Source organism: Pseudomonas viciae (genome assembly GCF_004786035.1).
Lineage (GTDB): Bacteria > Pseudomonadota > Gammaproteobacteria > Pseudomonadales > Pseudomonadaceae > Aquipseudomonas > Aquipseudomonas viciae.
In genome coordinates this window covers 6,463,866-6,488,709 of the sequence record NZ_CP035088.1, presented here as the reverse complement: position 1 = coordinate 6,488,709, position 24,844 = coordinate 6,463,866, and the positions used below count along the sequence as shown (strand labels likewise).

General features: G+C 61.2%; 25 protein-coding genes and 1 pseudogene. 10 read left to right on the top strand and 16 right to left on the bottom strand.

The annotated features are described in order from the left end of the window. Positions 1–984 (bottom strand): tonB-system energizer ExbB, encoded by a 984-nt coding sequence (exbB, locus tag EPZ47_RS29055; RefSeq protein ID WP_135847783.1) that lies wholly within the window; start codon positions 982–984, stop codon positions 1–3. 188 nt (positions 985–1,172) lie between these two features. Between exbB and EPZ47_RS29050 the strand changes: the two genes are divergently transcribed. Both EPZ47_RS29050 and EPZ47_RS29045 read left to right on the top strand, forming a co-directional pair. Beyond that, complete coding sequence (locus EPZ47_RS29050; RefSeq protein ID WP_135847782.1) at positions 1,173–2,030, top strand: SDR family oxidoreductase; 858 nt, start codon at positions 1,173–1,175, stop codon at positions 2,028–2,030. A gap of 311 nt (positions 2,031–2,341) precedes the next feature. After that, positions 2,342–3,241 carry a DMT family transporter gene (locus tag EPZ47_RS29045; protein ID WP_135847781.1) on the top strand — a complete coding sequence of 300 codons (900 nt, stop codon included), beginning with the start codon at positions 2,342–2,344 and terminating at the stop codon, positions 3,239–3,241. 48 nt (positions 3,242–3,289) lie between these two features. Here EPZ47_RS29045 and EPZ47_RS29040 read toward each other — a convergent pair whose 3' ends face one another. The 6 genes from EPZ47_RS29040 to EPZ47_RS29015 all read right to left on the bottom strand — a co-directional run bounded on the left by EPZ47_RS29040 (position 3,290) and on the right by EPZ47_RS29015 (position 8,592). Beyond that, complete coding sequence (locus EPZ47_RS29040) at positions 3,290–4,030, bottom strand: hypothetical protein (RefSeq protein ID WP_135847780.1); 741 nt, start codon at positions 4,028–4,030, stop codon at positions 3,290–3,292. 55 nt (positions 4,031–4,085) lie between these two features. Beyond that, complete coding sequence (locus tag EPZ47_RS29035) at positions 4,086–4,466, bottom strand: RidA family protein (protein WP_014340863.1); 381 nt, start codon at positions 4,464–4,466, stop codon at positions 4,086–4,088. Between the two features lie 34 nt (positions 4,467–4,500). Further along, positions 4,501–6,606 carry a bifunctional GTP diphosphokinase/guanosine-3',5'-bis pyrophosphate 3'-pyrophosphohydrolase gene (gene spoT / locus EPZ47_RS29030; protein WP_030142176.1) on the bottom strand — a complete coding sequence of 702 codons (2,106 nt, stop codon included), beginning with the start codon at positions 6,604–6,606 and terminating at the stop codon, positions 4,501–4,503. Between the two features lie 60 nt (positions 6,607–6,666). Then, positions 6,667–6,930 (bottom strand): DNA-directed RNA polymerase subunit omega, encoded by a 264-nt coding sequence (rpoZ, locus tag EPZ47_RS29025; RefSeq protein WP_003177259.1) that lies wholly within the window; start codon positions 6,928–6,930, stop codon positions 6,667–6,669. A 167-nt stretch (positions 6,931–7,097) separates the two neighbouring features. Then, complete coding sequence (gene gmk / locus EPZ47_RS29020) at positions 7,098–7,718, bottom strand: guanylate kinase (RefSeq protein ID WP_135847779.1); 621 nt, start codon at positions 7,716–7,718, stop codon at positions 7,098–7,100. A gap of 10 nt (positions 7,719–7,728) precedes the next feature. Continuing rightward, on the bottom strand, positions 7,729–8,592 hold the full coding sequence (locus EPZ47_RS29015; protein WP_135847778.1) for a YicC/YloC family endoribonuclease: 864 nt from the start codon (positions 8,590–8,592) through the stop codon (positions 7,729–7,731). A 276-nt stretch (positions 8,593–8,868) separates the two neighbouring features. On the opposite strand from EPZ47_RS29015, the gene rph reads away from it, so the two are divergent. Further along, positions 8,869–9,591, top strand: a complete 723-nt coding sequence (rph, locus tag EPZ47_RS29010) for a ribonuclease PH (RefSeq protein ID WP_123343527.1) — start codon at positions 8,869–8,871, stop codon at positions 9,589–9,591. A 30-nt stretch (positions 9,592–9,621) separates the two neighbouring features. Further along, positions 9,622–9,990, top strand: coding sequence for a DUF4870 domain-containing protein (locus EPZ47_RS29005; protein WP_135847777.1), 369 nt, complete (start codon positions 9,622–9,624; stop codon positions 9,988–9,990). 93 nt (positions 9,991–10,083) lie between these two features. Here EPZ47_RS29005 and EPZ47_RS29000 read toward each other — a convergent pair whose 3' ends face one another. After that, positions 10,084–10,863 (bottom strand): exodeoxyribonuclease III, encoded by a 780-nt coding sequence (locus tag EPZ47_RS29000; protein WP_013694557.1) that lies wholly within the window; start codon positions 10,861–10,863, stop codon positions 10,084–10,086. A gap of 83 nt (positions 10,864–10,946) precedes the next feature. Between EPZ47_RS29000 and pyrE the strand changes: the two genes are divergently transcribed. Further along, positions 10,947–11,591, top strand: a complete 645-nt coding sequence (gene pyrE / locus EPZ47_RS28995) for an orotate phosphoribosyltransferase (RefSeq protein WP_135847776.1) — start codon at positions 10,947–10,949, stop codon at positions 11,589–11,591. 111 nt (positions 11,592–11,702) lie between these two features. Here pyrE and argB read toward each other — a convergent pair whose 3' ends face one another. The 4 genes and pseudogenes from argB to coaBC form a co-directional block, all read right to left on the bottom strand. Then, on the bottom strand, positions 11,703–12,608 hold the full coding sequence (gene argB / locus EPZ47_RS28990; protein ID WP_003206871.1) for an acetylglutamate kinase: 906 nt from the start codon (positions 12,606–12,608) through the stop codon (positions 11,703–11,705). A 26-nt stretch (positions 12,609–12,634) separates the two neighbouring features. Continuing rightward, positions 12,635–14,038, bottom strand: a pseudogene (locus EPZ47_RS28985) (phosphomannomutase/phosphoglucomutase); the annotation flags it as partial. A 252-nt stretch (positions 14,039–14,290) separates the two neighbouring features. After that, positions 14,291–14,746: a dUTP diphosphatase gene (gene dut / locus EPZ47_RS28980; protein WP_135847774.1), complete on the bottom strand. Its 456-nt coding sequence runs from the start codon at positions 14,744–14,746 to the stop codon at positions 14,291–14,293. Positions 14,747–14,751: 5 nt separating this feature from the next. Next, positions 14,752–15,960 (bottom strand): bifunctional phosphopantothenoylcysteine decarboxylase/phosphopantothenate--cysteine ligase CoaBC, encoded by a 1,209-nt coding sequence (gene coaBC / locus EPZ47_RS28975; RefSeq protein WP_135847773.1) that lies wholly within the window; start codon positions 15,958–15,960, stop codon positions 14,752–14,754. A 145-nt stretch (positions 15,961–16,105) separates the two neighbouring features. On the opposite strand from coaBC, the gene radC reads away from it, so the two are divergent. Continuing rightward, complete coding sequence (gene radC, locus EPZ47_RS28970; protein WP_135847772.1) at positions 16,106–16,780, top strand: RadC family protein; 675 nt, start codon at positions 16,106–16,108, stop codon at positions 16,778–16,780. Between the two features lie 121 nt (positions 16,781–16,901). Here the strand turns inward: radC and EPZ47_RS28965 are convergent, their stop codons facing one another. Continuing rightward, positions 16,902–18,488 carry an ABC transporter substrate-binding protein gene (locus EPZ47_RS28965; protein ID WP_135847771.1) on the bottom strand — a complete coding sequence of 529 codons (1,587 nt, stop codon included), beginning with the start codon at positions 18,486–18,488 and terminating at the stop codon, positions 16,902–16,904. Between the two features lie 436 nt (positions 18,489–18,924). Here EPZ47_RS28965 and rpmB point away from each other — a divergent pair, with 436 nt between their 5' ends. Continuing rightward, a complete protein-coding gene (rpmB, locus tag EPZ47_RS28960; RefSeq protein ID WP_003177273.1) occupies positions 18,925–19,158 on the top strand; it encodes a 50S ribosomal protein L28 in 234 nt (77 codons plus the stop codon). 11 nt (positions 19,159–19,169) lie between these two features. After that, on the top strand, positions 19,170–19,325 hold the full coding sequence (rpmG, locus tag EPZ47_RS28955) for a 50S ribosomal protein L33 (protein ID WP_003177274.1): 156 nt from the start codon (positions 19,170–19,172) through the stop codon (positions 19,323–19,325). Between the two features lie 91 nt (positions 19,326–19,416). On the opposite strand, the gene EPZ47_RS28950 is transcribed toward rpmG, so the two are convergent. After that, positions 19,417–19,635, bottom strand: a complete 219-nt coding sequence (locus EPZ47_RS28950; RefSeq protein WP_135847770.1) for a peptidase inhibitor — start codon at positions 19,633–19,635, stop codon at positions 19,417–19,419. A gap of 170 nt (positions 19,636–19,805) precedes the next feature. Next, positions 19,806–20,168, bottom strand: a complete 363-nt coding sequence (locus tag EPZ47_RS28945; protein ID WP_135847769.1) for a cupin domain-containing protein — start codon at positions 20,166–20,168, stop codon at positions 19,806–19,808. Between the two features lie 244 nt (positions 20,169–20,412). On the opposite strand from EPZ47_RS28945, the gene EPZ47_RS28940 reads away from it, so the two are divergent. Together EPZ47_RS28940 and EPZ47_RS28935 are read left to right on the top strand one after the other, a co-directional pair. Further along, positions 20,413–21,906 (top strand): aldehyde dehydrogenase, encoded by a 1,494-nt coding sequence (locus EPZ47_RS28940; RefSeq protein ID WP_135847768.1) that lies wholly within the window; start codon positions 20,413–20,415, stop codon positions 21,904–21,906. 186 nt (positions 21,907–22,092) lie between these two features. Continuing rightward, positions 22,093–23,235 carry an MFS transporter gene (locus tag EPZ47_RS28935; protein WP_135847767.1) on the top strand — a complete coding sequence of 381 codons (1,143 nt, stop codon included), beginning with the start codon at positions 22,093–22,095 and terminating at the stop codon, positions 23,233–23,235. Between the two features lie 20 nt (positions 23,236–23,255). Here the strand turns inward: EPZ47_RS28935 and EPZ47_RS28930 are convergent, their stop codons facing one another. After that, on the bottom strand, positions 23,256–24,821 hold the full coding sequence (locus tag EPZ47_RS28930) for a phospholipase D family protein (protein WP_135847766.1): 1,566 nt from the start codon (positions 24,819–24,821) through the stop codon (positions 23,256–23,258). Positions 24,822–24,844 lie beyond the last annotated feature (23 nt).

Below are 24,844 nucleotides of genomic sequence, written 5' to 3'. Positions count from 1 at the left end.
TTACCCCACTTTCACCATGTGCGGTTGCGAGCTGCGCTCGGGCGGCAGGTGGTCGAGGTCGCGGCTGACCAGCAACAGGACTTCAGCCGAAGCGTCGGAGACCTGGGCCTTGTAGCCGGCGATGGAGCGGGCGAAGACGTTGTAGATAACCACGGCCGGGATCGCTGCGACCAGGCCGAGGGCGGTCGCCAGCAGGGCTTCGGCGATGCCGGGAGCGACGACGGCGAGGTTGGTGGTCTGGGTCTTGGCGATGCCGATGAAGCTGTTCATGATGCCCCATACGGTGCCGAACAGGCCGACGAACGGCGCGGTGGAACCAATGGTGGCAAGTACGCCGGTGCCGCTGCTCATGTTGCGGCCACAGGCGGCGACCAGGCGTTCGAGGCGGAAGCTCACGCGCTCCTTGATGCCTTCCTTTTCGCGGCTGTTGGCCGACAGGCGCATTTCTTCGAGTGCGTCGTGCACCAGCAGGTTGGCGAGGGTACCTTCCTTCCCGGCGCTGGCGCTGGCTTCCTTGAGGGTGGTGGCCTTTTTCAGGGCGGCGATCTCACCGCGCAGGCGACGTTTGGCACCCAGCAGTTCGAAGCCTTTGGCGATCCAGATGGTCCAGGTGATGATCGAGGCGATGGCCAGGCCGATCATCACGATCTTGACGATGATGTCGGCGTTTTTGTACATGCCCCATGGCGACAGGTCGTGGGCCATGCCCAGGGTGTTGTCGGCTTCGAGTACTTCAGGTGTATTGGCGGCGCTGGCCTCGACGGCTTGGGCCGGGTCGGTGGCCACCGGCGTCGCTACGGGAGCGCCAGCGTCGGCAGGCGCTTGGGCCGCTGTGGGTGTGGTGGTAGTCGGGGTAGTGGCTGGCGTCTGTGCATCGGCGAACGCGGCGGCGGGCGCCAGCAGCAGGCTGAGCAGCAGGGCTGCCACGGCGCTCCAGGCGCGAGGTCGATTGGTTGGCGAAGCGAGGGATATTGAGTGTTTCATGCTGGCCGGACCTGAGAGGAAAAGAAGGTTGATGTTCTTCCAGGCCTCGTGGGGCCGAGAACAAAAGTGGCGAGCATTATTGCAAGTAATTCTTGTTAACAAAAGTAATACAGTTACTTTTTTTGTCGCATGGGTAGCCGCTCGTCCCTCACGGAGGCTAGTCTGCGGCTTTACCAGAGGAGTTTTTGATGTCCGCGCCTTCTGTTTTGATCGCCGGCTGCGGTGATATCGGCGGCCGCCTGGCCAGCCAGTTAGTGGCTGAACATTGGCAAGTCCATGGTTTGCGCCGTACGGTTTCGCACCTGCCGGCCGGGGTTGTCGGGGTGGCGGGGGATTTGTTCAGCGAGCAATGTCCTGTTGATTGGCCCACCGGACCGCTGGACTACCTGGTGTACAGCGCCGCCGCCACCGAGCATGACGAAGCGGGTTATCGCGCGGCGTACGTTGAAGGGTTGCAGCATGTGTTGGGCTGGTTGAAGCAGCATGGCCAGCGGCCCAAGCGTTTGCTTTTTGTGTCCAGCAGCAGTGTTTACGGGCAACAGAAAGGTGAGTGGGTCGATGAAACTTCGCCCACCGAGGCCGGCGGTTATTCCGGTCGGCTGATGCTCGAAGCCGAGCAGGTGGCGCTCGACAGCGGCATCCCGGCCAGCCGCGTGCGCCTGACCGGCATCTACGGCCCCGGGCGTGAGTGGCTGTTGAGCCAGGTGCGCCAGGGCTATAGCGTGGTGGAAGATCCGCCCCTGTATGCCAACCGCATCCACGCCGACGACGCGGCGGGCCTTCTGGCATTCCTGCTGGAAACCGATCGCCAGGGCAAGACCCTGGAAGACTGCTACATCGGCGTCGACGACGCCCCCGCCGCGCTGGCCGACGTGGTGGGCTGGCTGCGCGACTACATGGGCGTCACCCAATGGGCTGAAAACGCCAGCGTACGCCGCGCCGGCAGTAAACGCTGCAGCAATGCCCGGGCCAAGGCCTTGGGTTGGACGCCGCGGTATCCGAGTTTTCGTGAAGGGTATGCGGCGATTCTGGAAGGGCGCTGCTGACCGGCATCAACGGGTCTTTAGGCAAAGGCTCACTCATTGCCGGAGAGCCCAGCGCCGAGTCCTGTGGCAAGCGGGCTTGTTCGTTCAGGCAGAGCCTGCTCGGCGTGTGCCTGACGATGGGGTTCGGCGCCAAGGGCTATGTCCTGTTTTGGCTCTCACCGTAGCTCAGCATCTTCTGGTCTTGACTTGCTTCATCGAGCTCGCCGAGCATTGCCCGATGCTTGCCCAAGCCAAGAGCGATGTGCAGGCCACCCGCAACCGCTTCAGTCAATCCGTTCGAGCCTACCTAACAGCGACAGGGACCGTCATCAATGCAAGCTAGTTTCAGCAAAGGCGTTATCTTTGCACTCTCCGCCGCCGCGCTTAACGCCACGATAGGTGTGCTCAGTAAAGTGCTCATGAGTAATGGTTTCACTGCCAGCAGTGTCGCCGTCATAAAGACGGTCCTGGGTTGTGTGCTGCTCTCAGCCTTGCTGCTGTTTTTCAAGCGCCCGGCAACAACGGCCAAATGGACCCAGGCGGCGATCTGCGCGTTTCTCGGTATCTTTGTGCTGTTCCACTTCGAAACGGCTGCCTATCGGCATTACGCCGCGGCGGGCGTAGTGGTGATGCTGATGGCCAGTGCTTCCATCTCCTCGATTGTGCTCGCACGCATATTTCTCAAGGATGCGATCACCGCGAACGCCACTGTGGGTGCCGCTCTGGCTATCGCCGGAATCGCGGTGATCTTCGGCGCCGACCTGCGACAGGGCTTCACGCTCCAAGGCGTTGCACTCGCTTCCATGGCGGGCTGCGGCTACGGGGCGTTTTCGGTAGCCATGAAGCGGATGGGGGTGTCCGGTGGGCTGCACTTCACTCGTCAGTTGCTGTTCTTCGGCGGCCTGTACTTGCTTATGCCGGCTTCGGCCGACGGCTTCGTCATCGGTGAACTGTCGCCCTTGGCAATTGCCGCACTGCTGGGGTTGGCCGCGCTGCCGACCATCCTCGGCTTTTTCTGCACCACCAAGGCAATCGAGTACCTCAAGCCATCCCAGGTGCAAGCCTTGGAGCTGACCGAGCCGCTCTTCGCCGCACTGCTGGCGTTTGTAGTGCTCAATGAGGTGCCCCGCGAAAGCCTGTATCTGGGAGCGCTACTGATCATCGTTGGGTTGTGTTTCTCCAATGAGCTGATCCGCCTGGGCAGAAAAAAGCCTGTCCCATCTCGCGCGTGAACCTTGACCGGAGGGCGCCTGTACATTTATTTCAAGGCGCCGTCTCGCTCACTGCTTTTCCAACAACCACTGCCGAGTACCCGGCGTGAACGACGGCATTTCATCGGCCAGCGCGGTATTGACGGTCTGGAAGATTTCCAGCTTCTTGCCGTCGCGGGCGAAGATCCAGGTGTTGCCCTGGCCGTTCTGTTGCAACCAGATGTTGTCGTTGCCGCCGCTCATGGAGGCGCAATCGCCCGCCAGGCACAAGGCGTAGCGATCGGCGCCGGGCAGGCCGCTGACCTGGCCGTCGGGTTGGAATTGCACACTGGCGCCCTGGCCGGGGCCGTTGACGATGTTCCAGGTGCCACCGAGGTAGGCGGCGTATAGCGCTCGCTCGAAACTTGCACCGATTGGCGCGCCTTCCGGCACCTGGACTTGCGCGCGGTCGAACACCTGTTGCGGTTCGTTCTCGGTGGCCGCCTGGCTCAGTTGGTCGCCGTCGCGCTTCAGTTCGCTGGCCGAGCTGCCGTAGAAATCGACTTTCCACGCGCCGTCTTCTTCGCCCAGCAACTTGCCTTCGACGTTTTCAAAACCGTTGGTGTAGCGCGCCTGGCCAGCCCGGGTGTTGACGTCCCATTCCAGGTTCGGGCCGTAGCCCTGCAGTGCCTCGCGAAGCGGGCCACCTTTGGCGGCAGCGTCGATGGCTGCCTGGTTGATCCAGGTGCCGCTGATGTCACGGTCGGCAGGGTCGCTGGCGCAGCCGCCCAGAAGCAGGGCAGCCAGCGAGAGAGCAAGCGCTTTGCGCATGGTGGAATCCTTTCAAGACGAAAACGGCGCAGCGGGGGAGGCTGCGCCGACCTTATTACTCGATGACCAGGATGGCATCCATCTCAACCTGCGCGCCCTTTGGCAGGGCCGCCACGCCAATGGCGGCGCGGGCAGGGTAAGGCTGGTCGAAGTACTTGCCCATGATCTCGTTGACCTTGGCGAAGTGGCTCAGGTCGGTGAGGAAGATGTTGAGCTTGACGATGTCCTTGAACGAACCGCCAGCAGCTTCGGCCACGGCCTTGAGGTTTTCGAACACCTGCACGGTCTGGGCTTCGAAGCCTTCCACCAGCTCCATGGTCTTCGGGTCCAGCGGGATCTGGCCCGACATGTACACGGTGTTGCCCGCCTTGATCGCCTGGGAATAAGTACCGATGGCGGCCGGGGCCTTGTCGCTGGTGATAACGGTTTTGGTCATGGATGACTCCTTGTAATGGATGGGCCTATGGGGGTTATGCGCGCATCCGGGTGATGCGGATGACGCCCGTCAGGGCACGCAACTTCTTGATCACGCGGGCCAGGTGCACACGGTCGTGCACGCTGACCACCAGTTGGACCACGCTGATGCGGCCGTCGCGTTCGTCCATGCTGATTTTCTCGATATTGCCGTCGGCGGCGTTGACGCTGCTGGCCAGCAGGGCGATCAGGCCACGCTGGTGTTCCAGCTCGACCCGCAGCTCGACGTTGAATTCGCCGGTGACATCCTTGGCCCAGGAGAGCTGGATGCATTTTTCCGGGTTGTGGCGGATTTCGCTGATGTTGCGGCAGTTGTCCAGGTGCACCACCATGCCTTTGCCGGCGGACAGGTGGCCGACAATCGGGTCGCCCGGGATCGGCGTGCAGCACTTGGCGTAACTGAGCACCAGGCCCTCGGTGCCGCGAATCGCCAGCGGGCCTTCAGGGCTTGGCAACTGTTCGCCTTCGCCGAGCAGGCGGCGGGCGACGACATAGGCCATGCGGTTGCCCAGGCCGATGTCTTCGAGCAGGTCTTCGATCAGTTCGAGACGGTATTCGTGGAGCATGACCTGCACGCGTTCGGCCGGGATCTTGTCCAGGGAGCTGTCGAAACCGTTCAGCACTTTGTTCAGCAGGCGTTCGCCGAGGCTGATGGATTCGGAGCGCCGTTGCAGCTTCAGGGCGTGGCGGATGTGCGTGCGGGCCTTGCCGGTGACCACGAAATTGAGCCATGCGGGATTCGGCCGGGCGCCGGGGGCGCTGACGATTTCCACCGTGGAGCCGCTTTGCAGCGGTTCGGACAACGGCGCCAGGCGGCGGTTGATCCGACACGCGATGCAGCTGTTGCCGACGTCGGTGTGCACCGCGTAGGCGAAGTCCACCGCCGTGGAGCCTTTAGGCAGCTCCATGATCCGGCCTTTGGGCGTAAAGACGTAGACCTCGTCCGGGAACAGGTCGATCTTCACGCTTTCAATGAATTCCAGGGAGTTGCCGGCCCGTTGCTGCATTTCCAGCACACCCTTGACCCACTGCCGGGCGCGGGCGTGGGTGCTCTTGGGTTGTTCGTCGCCGCTGGACTTGTAGAGCCAGTGGGCGGCGATGCCGTTGTTGGCCATCTCTTCCATTTCACGGGTGCGGATCTGGATTTCGATCGGTACGCCGTGCATGCCGAACAACGTGGTGTGCAGCGATTGATAGCCGTTGGCCTTGGGAATCGCGATGTAATCCTTGAAGCGCCCCGGCAGCGGTTTGTACAAATTATGCACAGCACCCAGCACGCGGTAGCAGGTATCGACCTTGTCGACGATGATCCGGAACGCGTAGACGTCCATGATCTCGTTGAAGGCTCGACGCTTGCCGCGCATTTTCTTGTAGATGCCGTAGAGGTGTTTCTGCCGCCCGCTGACTTCGCCTTCGATGCCGTCGATGGCCAGGCAGTGGCTCAGGGACTCTTCGATTTTGTTGACGATTTCCTTGCGGTTGCCCCGAGCGCGCTTGACGGCCTGGTTGATCCGCGCCGAACGCATCGGGTGCATGGCCTTGAAGCCCAGGTCTTCGAACTCGATGCGGATCGCGTGCATGCCCAGGCGATTGGCGATGGGGGCGTAGATTTCCAGGGTTTCCTTGGCGATGCGTCGGCGTTTTTCGCCGGACAGCACTTCCAGGGTGCGCATGTTGTGCAAGCGGTCGGCGAGCTTGACCAGGATCACGCGAATGTCGCGGGCCATGGCCATGGCCATTTTCTGGAAGTTTTCGGCCTGGGCCTCGGCCTTGGTCTCGAAGTTCATCTGGGTCAGTTTGCTGACCCCATCGACCAGTTCGGCCACGGTTTCGCCGAACTGCGCTTGCAGCGCTTCCTTGGCAATGCCGGTGTCTTCGATCACGTCATGCAGCATCGCCGCCATCAGGCTCTGATGGTCCATGTGCATGTCGGCAAGAATATTCGCCACCGCAAGAGGATGCGTGACGTACGCCTCGCCGCTGCGGCGGCGTTGGCCGTCGTGGGCTTGTTCAGCGTAGAAATAGGCTCGGCGGACCAGGTTGACCTGGTCCGTGCCGAGGTAGGCCGATAAGCGATCGGCGAGGGCGTCTATGCTCGGCATGATGATGACTCCTGCCGTTTGCTGTGACCCCGCGCCGTGCTACGTCGACCAGGCATAGGCTTAGACCGCCTCGTTGGACTCGTCCTCGAACGCTGCGAACAGCGGTTCGTCTTCGACGATTTCAGCGTTGGCGATGAACTCGTAGCTCATCAGGCCCTCGGCGATTTCACGCAGCGCTACTACTGTAGGCTTGTCGTTTTCCCACTGGACCAATGGCTCTTTGCCGCCGGTGGCCAGTTGACGGGCACGCTTGGTAGAGAGCATGACCAGCTCAAAGCGGTTTTCCACGTGTTCTAGGCAGTCTTCAACGGTTACGCGGGCCATGGTATTCCTCGGAGCGAATGCAATATGCGCGCTGCCCGGTTGGGCGAGCGGACTCGACAGTTTAAAAAAACACCAGCGTTTAGGGAAGCGCTGATTTTTTAACCAAACCCCTCGGCGCGCTGCGACTACCAATGTAAAGCCGTCGCAGCGGTTTTGGGAAGGGCTGATCAGCCCAACAATTCGGCCAATAATTTACCGAAACGTTGCTGCTGGCGTTTCTGCTGCAGCTGGCTGGCGCGGAAAATCGCCTTCAGGTCATCCAGCGCATGGGCGAAATCGTCGTTGATGATCAGGTAATCGTAGTCGACGTAGTGGCTCATTTCGCTGACTGCTTCGCGCATCCGGCCTTCGATGATGTCGTCGCTGTCCTGGCCGCGGTTGGTCAGGCGCTGGCGCAAGGCCTGCTGGCTTGGCGGCAGGATGAAGATCGAGCGGGCCTGGGGCATCAGCTTGCGCACCTGCTCGGCGCCTTGCCAGTCGATTTCCAGGATCAGGTCGTGACCTTCGTCCAGGGTCTGCTGCAAGTAGCTTTGCGAAGTGCCATAGAGGTTGCCGAAGACTTCGGCACGCTCCAGGAAGTCGCCGTGTTCGGCCATTTTCACGAACTCTTCGCGGTCGACGAAGTGATAATTCACGCCGTTCACTTCCCCCGGGCGCATGGCGCGGGTGGTGTGCGAGATCGAGACGCGAATCTGCGGTTCGGCATCGATCAGCGCCTTGACCAGGCTGGTCTTGCCGGCGCCCGAGGGCGCGGAAATGATGTAAAGAGTGCCGGTGCTGTGGGTCATGTTGTGAGCCTTACTCAATGTTTTGCACTTGTTCGCGCATTTGCTCGATCAACACCTTGAGGTTGACCGCCGCCTGGGTGCTGCGCGGGTCGAAGGCTTTGGAGCCCAGTGTATTGGCTTCGCGGTTGAGTTCCTGCATCAAAAAGTCCAGGCGGCGGCCGGCCGCACCACCGGACTTGAGCACCCGGCGAACTTCGATGATGTGGGTGCTCAGGCGATCCAGTTCTTCGGCCACATCGCTCTTTTGCGCGAGCATGACCATTTCCTGTTCCAGGCGCTGCGGGTCCAGCTCGGCCTTCATGTCGGCGAAGCGGTCGAGCACCTTCTGACGCTGGGTGGCGAGCATCTGCGGGACCAGCTCGCGCAGGGTGCTGACGTCTCCTTCAATGGACGTCAGGCGCTCGTTGATCAGCCGCGCCAGCTCCGCGCCTTCACGCTCGCGGCCGGCCTTGAGTTCCTTGAGCCCCTCACTGAACAACGCCATCGCCTCGGCGTTCAGCGCTTGCGGATCGCTCGCATCGCCCACCAGTACGCCGGGCCAGGCCAGGACTTCCAACGGGTTCAGGGCGGCGGGGTTGTTGATCAGGCTGGCGACGGTTTCGGCGGCGGCCACCAGCTGTGCGGCGCGCTCGCGGTCTACCTGCAGGGTCTTGCCGGTGCTTTCTTCGGTAAAACGCAGGGTGCATTCCAGCTTGCCCCGGGACAGGCCCTGGCGCAGCGCCTCGCGCACGCCGCCTTCAAGGTCGCGAAAGGATTCCGGCAGGCGCAGGTGCGGCTCCAGGTAACGGCTGTTGACCGAGCGCAGTTCCCAACTCAGCGTGCCTTGGGCCCCGGCCTTTTCGACGCGGGCGAAGGCAGTCATGCTGTGCACCATGGAGGTTCCTCGCAATGCAGGCCGGCCACAACCGGTGGTCGTGGGGCCTGGTATCTGTGAATAAAAGCCGAAGGGCAGCAAAGGCGCAGGATTGTAGCGCAGTGAGGCGCATGCTCCCAACCGCACTTATGACAAAGCGCAGTTGCCCGCCGGGCGGGCCTTTGTGCGGCTTCGCTCGCGCCGGATTTTTTGAACTGCGCTAGGTTTAACTGCCCTATGACGATTCACGGCTCTATAATGCTCGGCAGTTTTCCGTCCTCTGTACAGGTGTTCCCTATGAAACGTCCAAGTGGTCGCGTTGCCGATCAGCTTCGCTCGATCCGCATTACCCGCAACTACACCAAACACGCCGAGGGATCTGTACTGGTCGAATTCGGTGATACCAAGGTCATCTGTACTGTCAGCGTCGAAAACGGCGTGCCACGGTTCCTCAAGGGCCAGGGCCAGGGTTGGTTGACCGCCGAATATGGCATGCTGCCGCGCGCTACCGGTGAGCGGAACCAGCGCGAAGCCAGCCGTGGCAAGCAGGGCGGTCGCACCCTGGAAATCCAGCGCCTGATCGGCCGTTCGCTGCGCGCCGCGCTGGATATGTCCAAGCTGGGCGACGTGACGCTGTATGTCGATTGCGACGTGATCCAGGCCGACGGCGGCACGCGTACCGCGTCCATTACTGGTGCCATGGTCGCGCTGGTCGATGCCTTGAAGGTGATCAAGAAGCGTGGCGGCCTCAAGGGCGGCGACCCGCTCAAGCAGATGATCGCCGCGGTGTCCGTGGGCATGTACCAGGGTGAGCCGGTGCTGGACCTGGACTACCTGGAAGACTCCGCCGCCGAGACCGATCTGAATGTGGTCATGACCAGCGCTGGCGGCTTCATCGAAGTCCAGGGCACCGCCGAAGGCGCGCCGTTCCAGCCGGAAGAATTGAACGCTATGCTGGAATTGGCGAAGAAAGGCATGAACGAGATTTTCGAACTGCAAAAAGCCGCATTGGCTGACTGATTGTTTCGCGCTTCAGACAAGGAGAGTGTCATGAGTGATGAGCAAGTCCTACTGCCCCAGCCGAGCAAAGAGGCGCGTCAATGGGCAATGTTTTGTCACCTGTCCGCCTTGTTGGGGATCTGGATTCCGTTCGGCACGTTGATTGGGCCGTTGGTGCTCTGGCAACTCAAGCGCGAAACTGACCCGTTCATCGATGCCCAGGGCAAGGAAGCGCTGAACTTCCAGATCACCGTGGCCATCGCCTCGGCGATCAGCCTCCTGCTGATGGTCGTGGTCATTGGCTTCTTTCTGTTCGGCTTGGTGGCCATTGGTGCGCTGGTGCTGACCATCATTGGTGGGGTGAAGGCCAATGAGGGGCAGCCGTATCGGTATCCGTTTACTTGGCGGTTGGTCAAATAACGATCAGTGAGGGCCTGTCCCTGTGGGGGCGAGCTTTCAGGGCCTACAAAAAAACCGACATTGCTGTCGGTTTTTTGTAGGTACGAATGCTGCTTAGATCGTTAGCGTCCAGTCGTAATCGACGATCAGCGGCGCATGCTGCGAGAACCGTGGCTGGCGCGGCAGGCGGGCGCTGCGTACAAAGCGGCGCAGGCCGGGCGTCAGCAACTGGTAGTCGAAACGCCAGCCGAGGTTGAGCATCTCGGCCTGTTCGTTGTCTGGCCACCAGCTGTACTGGTCGCCTTCACGGCTGACTTCGCGCAGGGCGTCGACATAACCCATGTTGCCAATGATCTCGTCCATCCAGGCCCGTTCCGGCGCCAGGAAGCCAGGAGATTGCTGGCTGTCGCGCCAGTTCTTGATATCCAGCTTCTGTTGCGCCACATACAGCGAGCCACAATAGATGTACTCGCGACGTTTGCGCCGCTGTTTATCCAGATAGCGGGCGAAGTCGTCCATTAACTTGAATTTCTGATTCAAATCTTCATCGCCGTTCTGTCCCGACGGGAGCAGTAAGGTCGCGATGCTGACCTTGTCGAAATCGGCTTGCAGGTAGCGCCCGTAGCGGTCCGCCGTCTCGAAACCGAGACCGTTGATGACAGCCTTCGGTTGCAGCCGCGAGTACAAAGCCACGCCACCCTGGGCGGGGACTTCGGCATCGCAGGCATAAAGGAAGTAACCATCCAGTTGGAAGGCTGCATCGTCCAGTTCAAAGGCGGAGGCGCGGGTGTCCTGCAGGCAGATGACGTCGGCATTCTGTGCTTGCAGCCAACTGAGCAAACCACGCTCCACTGCAGCCTGAATACCATTGACGTTCACACTGATGATCCGCATAAATGGCCCCAAAAATCACGTGCGTGTATGATACACGGCGTGTACCTATTTAGCTAAATCCGCGGTATTTGAGGCTTTTTTTCATGCAGGCGTATCAGCGCGATTTCATTCGCTTTGCCATCGATCGCGGCGTTTTGCGCTTCGGTGAGTTCACCCTCAAGTCCGGGCGCACCAGCCCGTACTTCTTCAATGCCGGCCTGTTCAACACCGGTTCCGCCCTGGCGCAACTGGGCCGTTTCTATGCGGCGGCCATCGTCGAGAGCGGCATCCCGTTCGACGTGCTGTTCGGCCCGGCCTACAAAGGCATCCCGCTGGCCGCCACGACTGCCGTCGCTCTGGCCGAGCACCACGACCGCGACCTGCCCTGGTGCTTCAACCGCAAGGAAGCCAAGGCTCACGGTGAAGGCGGCAGCCTGGTGGGCGCACCGCTGACCGGTGACGTGCTGATCATCGATGACGTGATCACCGCTGGCACCGCGATCCGCGAAGTGATGCAGATCATCGGCTCCCAGGAAGGCGCCAAGGCCGCCGGCGTATTGATCGCCCTGAACCGTCAGGAGCGCGGCAACGGTGAGCTGTCGGCGATCCAGGAAGTGGAACGCGACTTCGGCATCCCGGTGATCAGCATTGTGTCGCTGACCCAGGTGCTGGAGTTTTTGGCCGACGATCCGCAGCTCAAGCAGCATTTGCCGGCGGTTGAGGCTTATCGGGCGCAGTTCGGCGTTTGATCGGCACGCGCTAAACCCTGTGGGAGCGAGCAAGCTCGCTCCCACAGGGAGTAAGGCAAAAAAAGACCCCGCTCAACCAGGTTGAGCGGGGTCTTTTTTTGCCGGTGTCGCTTAAGGACGCTTGCGATTACTGATCAAGGTACCCACGCCAGTATCGGTGAAGATCTCCAGCAGGATCGCATTCGGAACACGGCCGTCGATGATCAGCGAGCTGCCGACGCCGCCCTGTACCGCTTCCAGCGCGCAACGGATCTTGGGCAGCATGCCGCCGTAGATGGTGCCGTCGGCGATCAGGTCGTCGACCTGTTGGGTCGACAGGCCGGTCAGGACCTTGCCCGACTTGTCCATCAGACCAGCGATGTTGGTCAGCAGCATCAGCTTCTCAGCTTTCAGCGCTTCGGCGACCTTGCCGGCGACCAGGTCGGCGTTGATGTTGTACGACTCGCCATTGGCGCCTACGCCGATGGGCGCGATCACCGGGATGAAGTCGCCCTTGACCAGCAGGTTCAGCAAGTCGGTGTTGATCCCGACTACTTCGCCCACGTGACCGATGTCGATGATTTCCGGCTGGGTCATCTCCGGCGTCTGGCGGGTGACGGTGAGCTTCTTCGCCCGGATCAGCTCGGCGTCCTTTCCTGTCAGGCCGATGGCGCTGCCGCCATGACGGTTGATCAGGTTGACGATGTCCTTGTTGACTTGGCCGCCGAGGACCATTTCCACCACGTCCATGGTCTGCGCGTCGGTGACGCGCATGCCATCGATGAAGTGGCTTTCGATCGACAGGCGCTTGAGCAGATCACCGATCTGCGGGCCACCGCCGTGCACCACCACCGGGTTGATGCCCACGGCCTTCATCAGCACGATGTCGCGGGCGAAGCCGGTTTTCAGCTCCTCGCTTTCCATCGCGTTGCCGCCGTATTTGATCACCAGGGTCTTGCCGACGTAGCGTCGGATATAAGGCAACGCTTCGGACAGGACCTTGGCGGTATTGGCGGCGGCTTCGCGTTCGAGGGTCATTCAGGGCTCCGGTGGTACTTCAAAAATCAGAACGGTAGTTGAAGATCAGGTGCAACACGTTTGAGTTGGCTGTGGAACACATCCTTGATGCGCTGCAGTTCGGCTTCGTTGTCGGCCTCGAAACGCAGCACCAGCACCGGTGTGGTGTTGGATGCGCGAACCAGGCCCCAACCTTGGGGATAGTCGACCCGCACACCGTCGATGGTGGTCAGTTCGGCGCCTTCGCCCCATTGAGCGTCGTGCAGTGCATCAATGATGCTGAATTTGCTCTCTTCGGTCACATGGATATTGATTTCTGGCGTAGAAATATCATTTGGGAAGGTCGCGAACAGCTCTTCGGCCGTGGATTTTTCCTTGCTGAGGATTTCCAGCAGGCGCGCGGCGCTGTAAATGCCGTCGTCGAAACCGAACCAGCGCTCCTTGAAGAAGATGTGGCCGCTCATTTCGCCAGCCAGCAGGGCGCCGCTTTGTTTCATTTTCTTCTTGATCAACGAATGGCCGGTCTTCCACATCAGTGGGCGACCGCCATATTCCTTGATCAGCGGCACCAGGCGACGGGTGCACTTAACGTCGAAGATGATTTCGGCGTTCGGATTGCGTGCCACTACGTCACGGGCAAACAACATCAGCAGGCGGTCCGGGAACACCACGCTGCCGGTATTGGTCACCACGCCCACGCGGTCGCCGTCGCCGTCGAAGGCCAGGCCCAGGTCGGCATTGGTTTCCTTGACCTTGGCGATCAGGTCTTCGAGGTTTTCCAGCTTGCCCGGGTCCGGGTGATGGTTCGGGAAGTTGCCGTCCACGTCGCAGAACAGCGGGATGACTTCGCAGTTCAGCGCTTCGATCAGTTGCGGGGCAATCACGCCGGCCGCGCCGTTGCCGCAATCGACCACCACTTTCAGGCGACGAGCGAGCTTCACGTCGTTAACGATTTCGTCGTTGTAGCGCTCGAGGATATCGACCTTGGTGATGCTGCCCTGGCCCCTGCTCAGGTCGTTGGTCTTGAGGCGGGTGTGCAGGGCCTGGATCTGCTCGTTGGCGAGGGTGTCGCCGGCGATGACGATCTTGAAGCCGTTGTAGTTCGACGGGTTGTGGCTGCCGGTGAGCATCACACCGGACTTGCCGGCCAGCACATTGGCGGCGTAGTACAGCGCCGGGGTCGGCACCAGGCCCACGTCGCTGACGTGGCAGCCACTGTCGGCAACGCCTTTGATCAACTGTTCGACCAGCTCAGGGCCCGACAAACGGCCGTCGCGGCCGACGGATACGTTCGGCTCACCCTGGGCCAGGCTCTGGGAGCCAATGGCGCGGCCGATCCAGTAGGCGGTTTCGGCGGTAAGGGTTTCCGGTACCACGCCACGGATGTCGTAGGCGCGAAAGATGCTGTCAGGGAAGATCGGGGCGATTGCAGCTGGGGTGTTCATGGGCGGGGCGCTCTATCAGGAAAGTGACTGGACAGGCCGACGGCTAGCGTCGACAGGCTCAAACTGAAGGGTATGACGGCGTTTTTGACAGAGAGTTCGTGGTGGGAAAATGCCATGAGACAGCGTTACCCCGACCTCGGACGCCTAATACATTGATTCCGGATGGGAAACCTAGCAGAAAGCCATTGCGCATTTTTTGTCCTGAAACAGAAGCTTAATAAACCGGCCGGGCAGGACGCCCGGCCCGAAACAGCAGGATCAGTGGCTGCCGGAATGCCCGAAACCGCCGGCGCCGCGCTGGCTCTCGTCGAACTCTTCCACCAATTCGAAGTGCGCCTGGACCACCGGCACCAGCACCAACTGGGCGATGCGTTCGCCTACGACGATGTTGAACGCTGTCTGGCCACGGTTCCAGCACGAGACCATCAGTTCGCCCTGGTAATCGGAGTCGATCAGGCCTACCAGGTTGCCCAGCACGATGCCGTGCTTATGGCCCAGGCCCGAGCGTGGCAGGATCAGGGCCGCCAGGCCCGGGTCGCCGATGTACACCGACAGGCCGGTCGGGATCAGCAGGGTCTGGCCCGGCTCAAGGATCGTGTCCTGCTTGAGCATCGCCCGCAGGTCGAGGCCGGCGGAGCCCGGTGTGGCGTATTGCGGCAGCGGGAATTCGTTGCCGATGCGTGGGTCGAGAATCTTGGCTTGTAGAGCGTGCATGAAAATTAAACCTGGTTCAGTCGTTCGGCGATGAAAGTGATCAGTTGGCGGGCAATCTTGCTCTTGCTGGTCTGGGCGAAAAGTGTGGCGTGCAACTGGCGGTCGATCACGCTGCAGGCGTTTTCTTCGCTGTTGAAGCCGATGCTCGGGTTGGCGACGTCGTTGGCGACGATCAAGTCCAGGTTCTTGTCCTTGAGCTTGCGCGCAGCGTAATCGAGCAGGTGTTCGGTTTCGGCGGCGAAGCCGACACTGAACGGACGGTCAGGGCGAGTGGCGATGGTGGCGAGAATGTCTGGGTTGCGCACCATTTGTAGTAGCAGGCCGTCGCCGCTTGTAGGGTCTTTCTTCAATTTTTGCGGGGCGACGACTTCGGGGCGGTAGTCCGCCACCGCCGCCGAGGCGATGAACAGGTCGCACGGGATGGCCGCTTCACAGGCGGCGAGCATGTCCCGGGCACTGACCACGTCGATGCGGGTGACCCGGTCCGGGGTCGGCAAGTGCACGGGGCCGGTGATCAGCGTCACTCGCGCGCCGGCTTCCACCGCGGCTTCGGCCAGGGCGAAGCCCATTTTTCCCGAACTGTGGTTGGTGATATAGCGCACCGGGTCGATGTTTTCCTGGGTCGGCCCGGCGGTGATCAGCACGTGTTTGCCGGTCAGCGCCTGGCGCTGGAAGCAGTCGGCGGCGCACTGGGCCAGGTCGGTGGCTTCGAGCATACGGCCCATGCCGACATCGCCACAGGCCTGGCTGCCGGAGGCCGGACCAAAGACTTTCAGGTCGCGGCTTTCGAGTAGTTGCAGGTTGGCCTGGGTGGCCGGGTCGCGCCACATGGCTTGGTTCATGGCGGGTGCGACGGCGACCACGGCGTCGGTGGCGAGCACCAGCGTGGTCAACAGATCGTCGGCGATGCCCTGGGCCAGACGGGCGATCAGATCGGCCGTGGCCGGGGCGATCAGCACCAGGTCGGCCCACTTGGCCAACTCGATATGACCCATGGCGGCTTCAGCCGCCGGGTCGAGCAAGTCCAGGTGGACCGGGTGTCCGGACAGGGCCTGCATGGTCAGCGGGGTGATGAACTCACTACCGCCGCGAGTCATGACGACCCGCACTTCTGCGCCCTGGTCGATAAGCCTGCGAACCAGCTCGGCGCTCTTGTAGGCGGCAATGCCGCCGCCGACGCCCAGAACGATGCGTTTCCGATACAGCCGCTGCATAGGCCTGCCTTTGGATTTCAGTGGTCAGTGCAAGGCGAACCCCTTGGCAGCAGCCTGCCAGGGTGCAAATCGCCTGCAAAAAAGATGGGCTACGATATCACAGCGACCGCTACGGAACAGCGGCGCCCAAGATCAGGGAGATGCTATGAGTATTCGGGATTGGCCTGCGGCGGAGCGCCCGCGGGAGAAACTGCTGGACCAGGGGCCGGCGAGCCTGTCGGACGCCGAATTGCTGGCGATCTTCCTGCGCACCGGCGTGTCCGGCAAAAGTGCCGTGGACCTGGCGCGACACCTGCTGCATCAATTTGGCAGCCTGCGGGCTTTACTGGAGGCCGACCTGCGATCCTTCAGGGCGCAACTGGGTCTTGGCCCGGCGAAGTTCGCACAGTTGCAGGCGGTGCTGGAAATGGGGCGTCGTCACCTGGCCGAAGACTTGCGACGAGATTCAGTGCTGGAGAGCCCGCTGGCCGTGCGTGATTACCTCAAGGCCATGCTGCGCCATGAACCTCACGAGGTGTTTGGGTGCCTGTTCCTGGATTCGCGGCATCGGGTGCTGGCGTATGAGTCGCTGTTTCACGGCTCGATCGACAGCGCCAGTGTCTATCCTCGGCAGGTGGTCAAGCGGGCCCTGGCCCACAACGCCGCCGCGTTGATCCTGTGTCACAACCATCCCTCCGGCAACACCGAGCCCAGCCAGGCCGACCGGGTGCTCACCGATCGACTGCAAGAGGCCTTGGAGTTGATTGATGTTCGGGTGCTGGATCATTTCATTGTCGGCGATGGGGAGCCGCTGTCGATGGCGGAATATGGGTGGGTGTAGGCGACATCAGGCGATACGAAGCTCTTTGTGGGAGCGGGCTTGCTCGCGAAGGGGGCGTGTCAGGCAGCATCATCGTTGACTGATCGACCGCATTCGCGAGCAAGCCCGCTCCTACAGGTGGTTACTTGAGGCTGACTTTGGAGTAATCCTGCCGCCCAAACGGGCTGACCGCGTAACCCTGTACATCCTTGCGGGTCAGCGCGAACGCGGTCGGGTGCGCGAGGGGCAGCCATAGGGCCTGTTGCTGGATCTGTGCCTGGGCCTGTTCGTAGAGCTTGGTGCGCACGCCTTGTTCGCCAGTGGTCTTGCCGGCGCTGATCAGCTTGTCCAGGTCCGGGTTGCAGTAGCGGGCGAAGTTGGTGCCGGACTTGAGCGCCGCGCAGGAAAACTGCGGCGTGAGGAAATTATCCGGATCGCCGTTGTCGCCAGCCCAGCCCATGAACAGCAGGTCGTGTTCGCCGGCCTTGGCGCGGCGGATCAGCTCCCCCCATTCGATCACCCGGATCTCGGCCTGGATACCGATTTCCGCCAGGTCGGACTGCAGCAGTTGCGCGCCAAGGCTGGGGTTGGGGTTCAGCAGGCTGCCGGAAGGGCGGGTCCAGATGGTGGTCTGGAAGCCTTCTTTCAAGCCGGCCTTGGCCAGCAGGTCGCGGGCTTTGGCCGGGTCATGGGCGTAGCCGGGCAGGCTCCTGGCGTAGCTCCAGGTGTTCGGTGGATAGGGGCCATTGGCCGCTTCGGCAGTGCCTTCGAAGACAGCCTTGAGGTAGCTGGCCTTGTCGAAGGCGAGGTTGATGGCCTGGCGCACCTCGGGTTTGTCCAGCGGCGGATGTTGGCTGTTGATCGCCACGAACGCGGTCATGAAGGCGTCGGTCTGGGCCACATTCAGCGTAGGCTCTTGCCTGGCGGCTTGTACGTCCAATGGCTTGGGCGACAGGGCAATCTGGCATTCGTTGCGGCGCAATTTCTGCAGGCGCACGTTGGCGTCCGGCGTGATGGCGAAGATCAAGGGATCCACTTGGGGCTTGCCGCCGAAATAATCAGCGTTGGCCTTGTAGCGAATCGAAGCGTCTTTCTGGAACCGGTTGAAAACGAAAGGGCCGGTGCCGATAGGCAGATTGTTGAGCTTTTCTGGCGTGCCGGCCTTCAGCAACTGATCGGCGTATTCGGCCGAATAGATGGACGCAAACCCCATGCTCAACGTCGCCAGGAAGGTCGAATCCGCGTGATTGAGGGTGAAACGCACGGTCAACGGATCCAGTGCGTCGATTTTCTTGATCAGCGCTGGCAGTTGCATGGACTGGGCATGGGGAAAGCCGCTCTGCGCAACCTTGTGCCAAGGGTTCGCCGGGTCGAGCATGCGCTCGAAGCTGAATTTCACGTCCTCGGCGTTCAGGTCGCGGCGCGGCGTGAAGTACTCGGTGCGATGGAATTTGACCTGTGGGTGCAGCTTGAACACGTAGGTCAGGCCATCGGTCGAGACTTCCCAGTGGTCAGCCAGGCTAGGCACCACTTTGCCGCTGGCGGTGTCGAAATCCACCAGACGGTTCATCAGCACGTCGGCGGAGGCGTTGGTGGTGGTCAATGAGTTGTACTGGACGACATCGAACCCTTCCGGGCTGGCTTCGGTGCAGACGCTCAGGGCAGCGGCCAAGGCCTGCGGGCTGATCAGCAGAGGGGCGAGCAACAGTGGTAGGGCAGCGAGGCGCATGGTCGGTTTCCTGTGCAAGTCGGAGGCCCATCTGCGAGTGCAGTCTGGAAAAGGCCTACCCTAGTGGGCTCGCCGCCAAATGACTATCCCCTTTTTGCATTTTCCGGCACTCTGCGCCGGCGCGTTGATGGCTCAAAACCGCCGTGGGTGAAAAAAACCTGCGCGCAGCGACGAGTGGTAACGGGCCGCGCCAGCCTTTGCCCCAGCCGTCCAGGGCGGTTGGTCGAGCACTTCCTGCGAAGACAAATCACATCGGCTGTTGTTGCACTGTGGTCTTTCTGGTATAAAGCAGCGCTCTTTTCTAGGGGCCCGGTTCCTTCACTGTAGGTGTAGCCGGTAAGACCCTTAAAGAAACGCGGCGCCTGGCGCCAAATGACTGAGAGATTAAGCGGCCAACCCATGCCGGGTTGGGCATGTGGTTTTAGAGGGCTGAGGCATGTCGAGAGTCTGTCAAGTTACCGGTAAGGGTCCGGTGACTGGGAATAACATTTCCCACGCAAACAACAAAACCCGTCGTCGTTTCCTGCCGAACCTGCAGCATCACCGCTTCTGGGTTGAAGAAGAGAAACGTTTTGTGCGTCTGCGCGTATCTGCCAAAGGCATGCGCATCATCGACAAGCGTGGCATCAGTGTCGTGCTGGCCGAACTTCGTCGCGATGGCAAGGTTTAAGGGAGCTAATCATGCGTGAATTGATTCGTTTGATCTCGAGCGCCGGTACTGGTCACTTCTACACTACCGACAAGAACAAGCGTACTACCCCGGACAAAATCGAGATCAAGAAATATGATCCGGTTGTTCGCAAGCACGTGATCTACAAGGAAGGCAAAATCAAGTAATTGATTTTTCCCTTCTTACGAAAAAGGCCCGTATCGCGAGATACGGGCCTTTTTTGTTGTGCGTCAGTTTGTGTGTCCGCGACGGTGTCGATCAGCCGCAGTTGATGCTGACAATGATTCTGTCGGCATTGGTGTGCAGGTTGATGCGTCGCGGACGCAGATCCCAGCTCGAAGGGTATTTCGGGCCGGTGGCGCGTACGGGAGCCCCGTTGGCCAGGGCGCGAACCTCTTCAAGCAGTTCGGGGGTGCATTTTTGGCCGATGGTGTATTGGGCGATGGCGAGATCGCATTGATCGGGTAAGGCGGGCATATTGCCTCCTTGCAAATATATAAAGGATCAGGGCGCCCACATTGTCGAATTGGCCGCACATCCTGTGCGTTGCCATTGCGACGATGAAACATGTGGCGCCTGTGCGCAGTCTTACCGGCTGCAGCGGTCATTGGCCAGCGATAGAGTGTCAGCGTCCTTTTCGGCGGGGCTCAACTCTTCTGTTCAAACACCACATAAATCTTGCGGCAAGGCTCCAACACTTCCCAAGTGCCCTTGAACCCCGCCGGGATCACAAAGCGGTCACCGGCCCGCAGGGTCTTGGCATTGCCATCGTCGTCCCGCAGCACGGAAACGCCCTGGACGATCTCGCAGTATTCATGTTCGGTGTAATTGACCATCCACTGGCCGACGGCGCCTTCCCATACGCCAGCGTTCATCTGCCCGCACGGGCTGCTGTAGTGGTTGAACACCGTTTGCTCGGGGTCGCCCTTGAACACCTTGGCTGGGTCCGGGCGATAGCGTTCGGCGGTGGTGTTGGCCTGGCTGAAGTCGACGATATCCTGAATGCTCATGCGGTAATCCCCGGTAATGACGGCGCGAATGGCTGGAAGCGTCAAAGTCTATGTTTATTAAAACGAACATCGCAAGGCCGTTTGCCGGCGTTGTGTCAAATATATTGAAACATGACCGGCCGCTGGTTTAGGGTGGCGGGTGCCCCATGCCAAAAAAAGCGTCGAAAACAGGCTGGCCGGGCAGAATTCTTGGAGCGCTGTGCACTAAGCAGCGTCCGTACCCAAACAAGAGGAGGACACTCGCATGACCACCCTGACTCGTGCCGACTGGGAGCAACGCGCCCGCGACCTGAAGATCGAAGGCCGCGCCTTCATCAACGGCGAATACACCGATGCGGTGTCCGGCGAAGCCTTTGATTGCCTCAGCCCGGTCGATGGCCGCCTGCTGGGCAAGATCGCCAGTTGCGACGTCGCCGACGCCCAACGTGCCGTAGAAAACGCCCGCGCCACCTTCAACTCCGGTGTCTGGTCGCGCCTGGCGCCGAGCAAGCGCAAAGCGACCATGATTCGTTTTGCCGGCCTGCTCAAGCAGAACGCCGAAGAACTGGCGCTGCTCGAAACCCTGGACATGGGCAAGCCGATCAGCGACTCCTTGAACATCGATGTTCCCGGTGCAGCTCAAGCGTTGAGCTGGAGCGGTGAAGCCATCGACAAGATTTACGATGAAGTGGCCGCTACCCCCCACGATCAACTGGGCCTGGTGACTCGCGAGCCGGTGGGCGTCGTTGGCGCTATCGTGCCGTGGAACTTCCCTTTGATGATGGCCTGCTGGAAGCTCGGCCCGGCGCTGTCCACCGGTAACTCGGTGGTGCTCAAGCCCTCGGAAAAATCCCCGCTGACCGCCATCCGCATTGCCGCACTGGCGATTGAGGCCGGCATTCCGAAAGGCGTGCTGAACGTGCTGCCGGGCTACGGTCATACCGTTGGCAAGGCCCTGGCCCTGCACATGGACGTCGATACCCTGGTGTTCACCGGTTCCACCAAGATCGCCAAGCAACTGATGATTTACTCCGGCGAATCGAACATGAAGCGCATCTGGCTGGAAGCCGGTGGCAAGAGTCCGAACATCGTGTTCGCCGATGCCCCGGACCTGCAAGCCGCCGCCGAGTCCGCCGCCAGCGCCATCGCCTTCAACCAGGGGGAAGTCTGCACCGCCGGCTCGCGGCTGTTGGTGGAGCGCTCCATCAAGGACACGTTCCTGCCGCTGGTGATCGAGGCCCTCAAAGGCTGGAAGCCCGGCAATCCGTTGGATCCGGCCACCACTGTGGGTGCCCTGGTGGACACCCAGCAAATGAACACCGTGCTGTCCTACATCGAAGCCGGTCACAGCGATGGCGCCAAACTGGTGGCTGGCGGCAAACGGATCCTTGAGGAAACCGGCGGCACCTACGTCGAGCCGACGATTTTTGATGGCGTGAGCAACGCGATGAAGATCGCCCAGGAAGAGATTTTTGGTCCGGTGCTGTCGGTTATCGCTTTCGACACCGCCGAGCAAGCCATCCAGATCGCCAACGACACGCCGTACGGCCTGGCCGCAGCGGTATGGACCAAGGACATCTCCAAGGCTCACCTGACCGCCAAGGCCCTGCGTGCGGGCAGCGTATGGGTCAACCAGTACGACGGCGGCGACATGACCGCGCCGTTCGGTGGTTTCAAGCAGTCGGGCAACGGTCGCGACAAGTCGCTGCATGCCTTTGACAAGTACACCGAACTGAAGTCGACCTGGATCAAGCTGTAACGATGACGCCCCGGATCCTGTCCGGGGCTTCAAGCAGCGCTGATCCCCTGTGGGAGCGAGCTTGCTCGCGATAGCGGTATAGCAGTCGACGACTTTGTTGAATGTTGCGCCGTCATCGCGAGCAAGCTCGCTCCCACATTTGTTTTGCATAGCGCTTGAAACATCACTGTCCACAGGAGCGTGGAAATGCGTTGGGCGACCTATTTCGCCGTATTGGCCTCTGTCCTGAGCGTCGGCCTGGCCCTGGGCGTGAGCATGCCGCTGGTGTCGCTGCGTCTGGAAGGCTGGGGCTATGGTTCGTTTGCCATTGGCGTGATGGCCGCCATGCCGGCCGTTGGGGTATTGCTCGGCGCCAAGGTGTCGAGTCGGCTGGCGGCTCGGTTCGGCACGGCGACGTTGATGCGCCTGTGCCTGTGGGGCGGGGCGTTGTCTATCGGGTTGCTGGCACTGCTGCCCAGTTATCCGGTCTGGTTGGTGCTGCGCCTGGTGATTGGCGTGGTCCTGACCTTGGTGTTCATTCTTGGCGAAAGCTGGATCAACCAACTGGTCATTGAAAAGTGGCGCGGGCGGCTGGTGGCGCTATACGGCAGCAGTTACGCGCTGAGCCAGTTGTCCGGCCCGTTGTTGCTCGGCGCGCTGGGCACTGATCACGATTACGGGTTCTGGGTGGGCGTCGGTCTGTTATTGATCGCGCCCTTGCTGTTGCTGGGGCGCAGCGGTGCGCCAAGCAGCGAGGCTAGCAGCGTGACGTTCGGGGATCTGTGGGCGTTCTGCCGAGGTTTGCCGGCAATCGCCTGGGCTGTGTCGTTGTTCGCCGCGTTCGAGGCGATGATCCTGACCTTGCTGCCGGTTTATTGCCTGCGCCAGGGCTTTAGCGCCGACATTGCCCTGGCGATGGTCAGCACCGTGGTGGTCGGTGATGCCTTGTTGCAGTTGCCCATCGGCGCCCTGGCCGATCGCCTGTCGCGCCGGTCGTTGTTCACCGGCTGCGCGGTGGCGCTGACGTTGTCGAGCCTTGCGGTTCCGCTGCTGATCGATACCCTGTTGATCTGGCCGCTGTGGGTGCTGTTCGGTGCCAGCGCGGGTGGTTTGTTTACCTTGTCGTTGATCCTGATCGGCGAGCGTTATCGCGACGATGCGCTGGTACGGGCCAATGCCCATATTGCACAGCTGTGGGGGATCGGCTGCCTGGTCGGCCCGTTGGCAGCGGGCGCGGGCAGTCAATGGGTCAGTGGGCATGCGCTGCCGTTGTTCATGGCGGCGGGGGCGTTTGGGTTGGTGATTCTGTTGTTGCGCCAGGGGGCATTTGGGGCCACCCAAGCGGCTTGAACACACCAAAGGGGGCAGACCTACAACATCCGTTCTAGCCCGACGGTTGTGGAGAACCAGGCATTGAACCGGCGCCACCAACTGCCCGGCTCGCGGTCCAGATCGTGCAGTTGGCCGTTGTCTTCGGTGGTCCACACCATCTTTCCATCTTTCAGCCGGGCCTGATAACTCAGGGCTGGCGCCATGCCTTGTAACGCCAGTTCACGCACTTGGCCGGCGAGTTCCGGGCTGTCCACCAATACGCCGACTTCGGTGTTCCACAGCACTGAACGCGGGTCGAAATTGAACGAGCCAATGAATGACTTCTGCCGGTCGAAAATGATCGCCTTGCTGTGCAGGCTGGAGTCCGATTCGCCGTAGGACTTGCTGTAGAACAGGTGAGGACTGCTGTCTGTATCGCCCGGTTGTCGGCGAAGCTCGTACAGGCGTACGCCATGTTCCAGCAGCGCCCTGCGATAGGGTGCATAACCGCCATGCACGGCTGGTACGTCGGTGGCTTCCAGGGCATTGGTCAAAAGGCTCACCGACACCCCGGCATCGGCGCGGCCGGTCAGGTACACCAAGCCTGTCTGGCCGGGAACGAAATAGGCCGAAATCATGATCAATTCATGGCTGACGCCGGTCAGTTCCGGGGCCAGTTGCGTGGTCAGCAACAGCTGCGGATCCGGCTCGTCGTTGGCCAGTACCTTGCTGGGGGCGTCCCACAGTGCCTGGTTCCAGGCCCAGACCAGTTGACTGCGCCAGCTATCGAGGCGCGGCTCGGTCTTGTAGCGGGTCAACTGCTGATAGAGCGCGTGATTCTCTTTGTGCGTCTGCTCCATGGACTCTTGCAGGCGCAGGCGGCTGTTGGCCAGGTCCTTGGGGGTGGGGCGATGGGACAGGAATTGCTCGATGGGTTTGCTCAGGGCACTGTTCCAGTACTGGTCGAAGCTGTGCCCCAGTTGCTCGGCCACCGGCCCGACGCTGAGCAGATCGATGTCGGTGAAGTTCAGGTTCGGTTCGGCGTCGAAATATTCATCCCCCAGGTTGCGGCCGCCGACGATGGCCATGCTGTTGTCCGCCAGCCAGAGCTTGTTGTGCATGCGGCGATGCTGCTGTGACAGGTTGAGCAGGCGCCCAAGACTGCGGGTCACGCCGGTGGCGCGCCCCAGGTGCAGGGGGTTGAACAGGCGGATCTGGATCCTTGGGTGAGCGGCGAGGGTCGCGATGATTTGGTCCTGGCCATCGCTGGTGGTGTCGTCCAGCAGGATCCGTACGCGCACCCCCCGGTCTGCAGCCTTGAGCAATTCATCCACCAGCATCCGCGTGCTGATGCCGTCGTGAACAATGTAGTACTGCAAATCCAGGCTGCTTTGGGCGTTGCGAATCAGCTCGGCCCGGGCCGTAAAGGCATCGGTGCTGTCTGAAAGCAGGCGAAACCCCGACTGGCCTTCATGGGGCGCGGCCTGGGTCTGGACCGAGCGGCCGAAGGACGATTCGGAGGCCGGTAACGCTTGGGAGGGTTCGCGGGTGACATCAAAGCTTGCGCAGCCGCCCAGTAGTGAGGCGACTAACAGAAGCACATGCAGGATCGGTCTGGATCTCACGTAGGATCGTTCCGCTGGTTTGC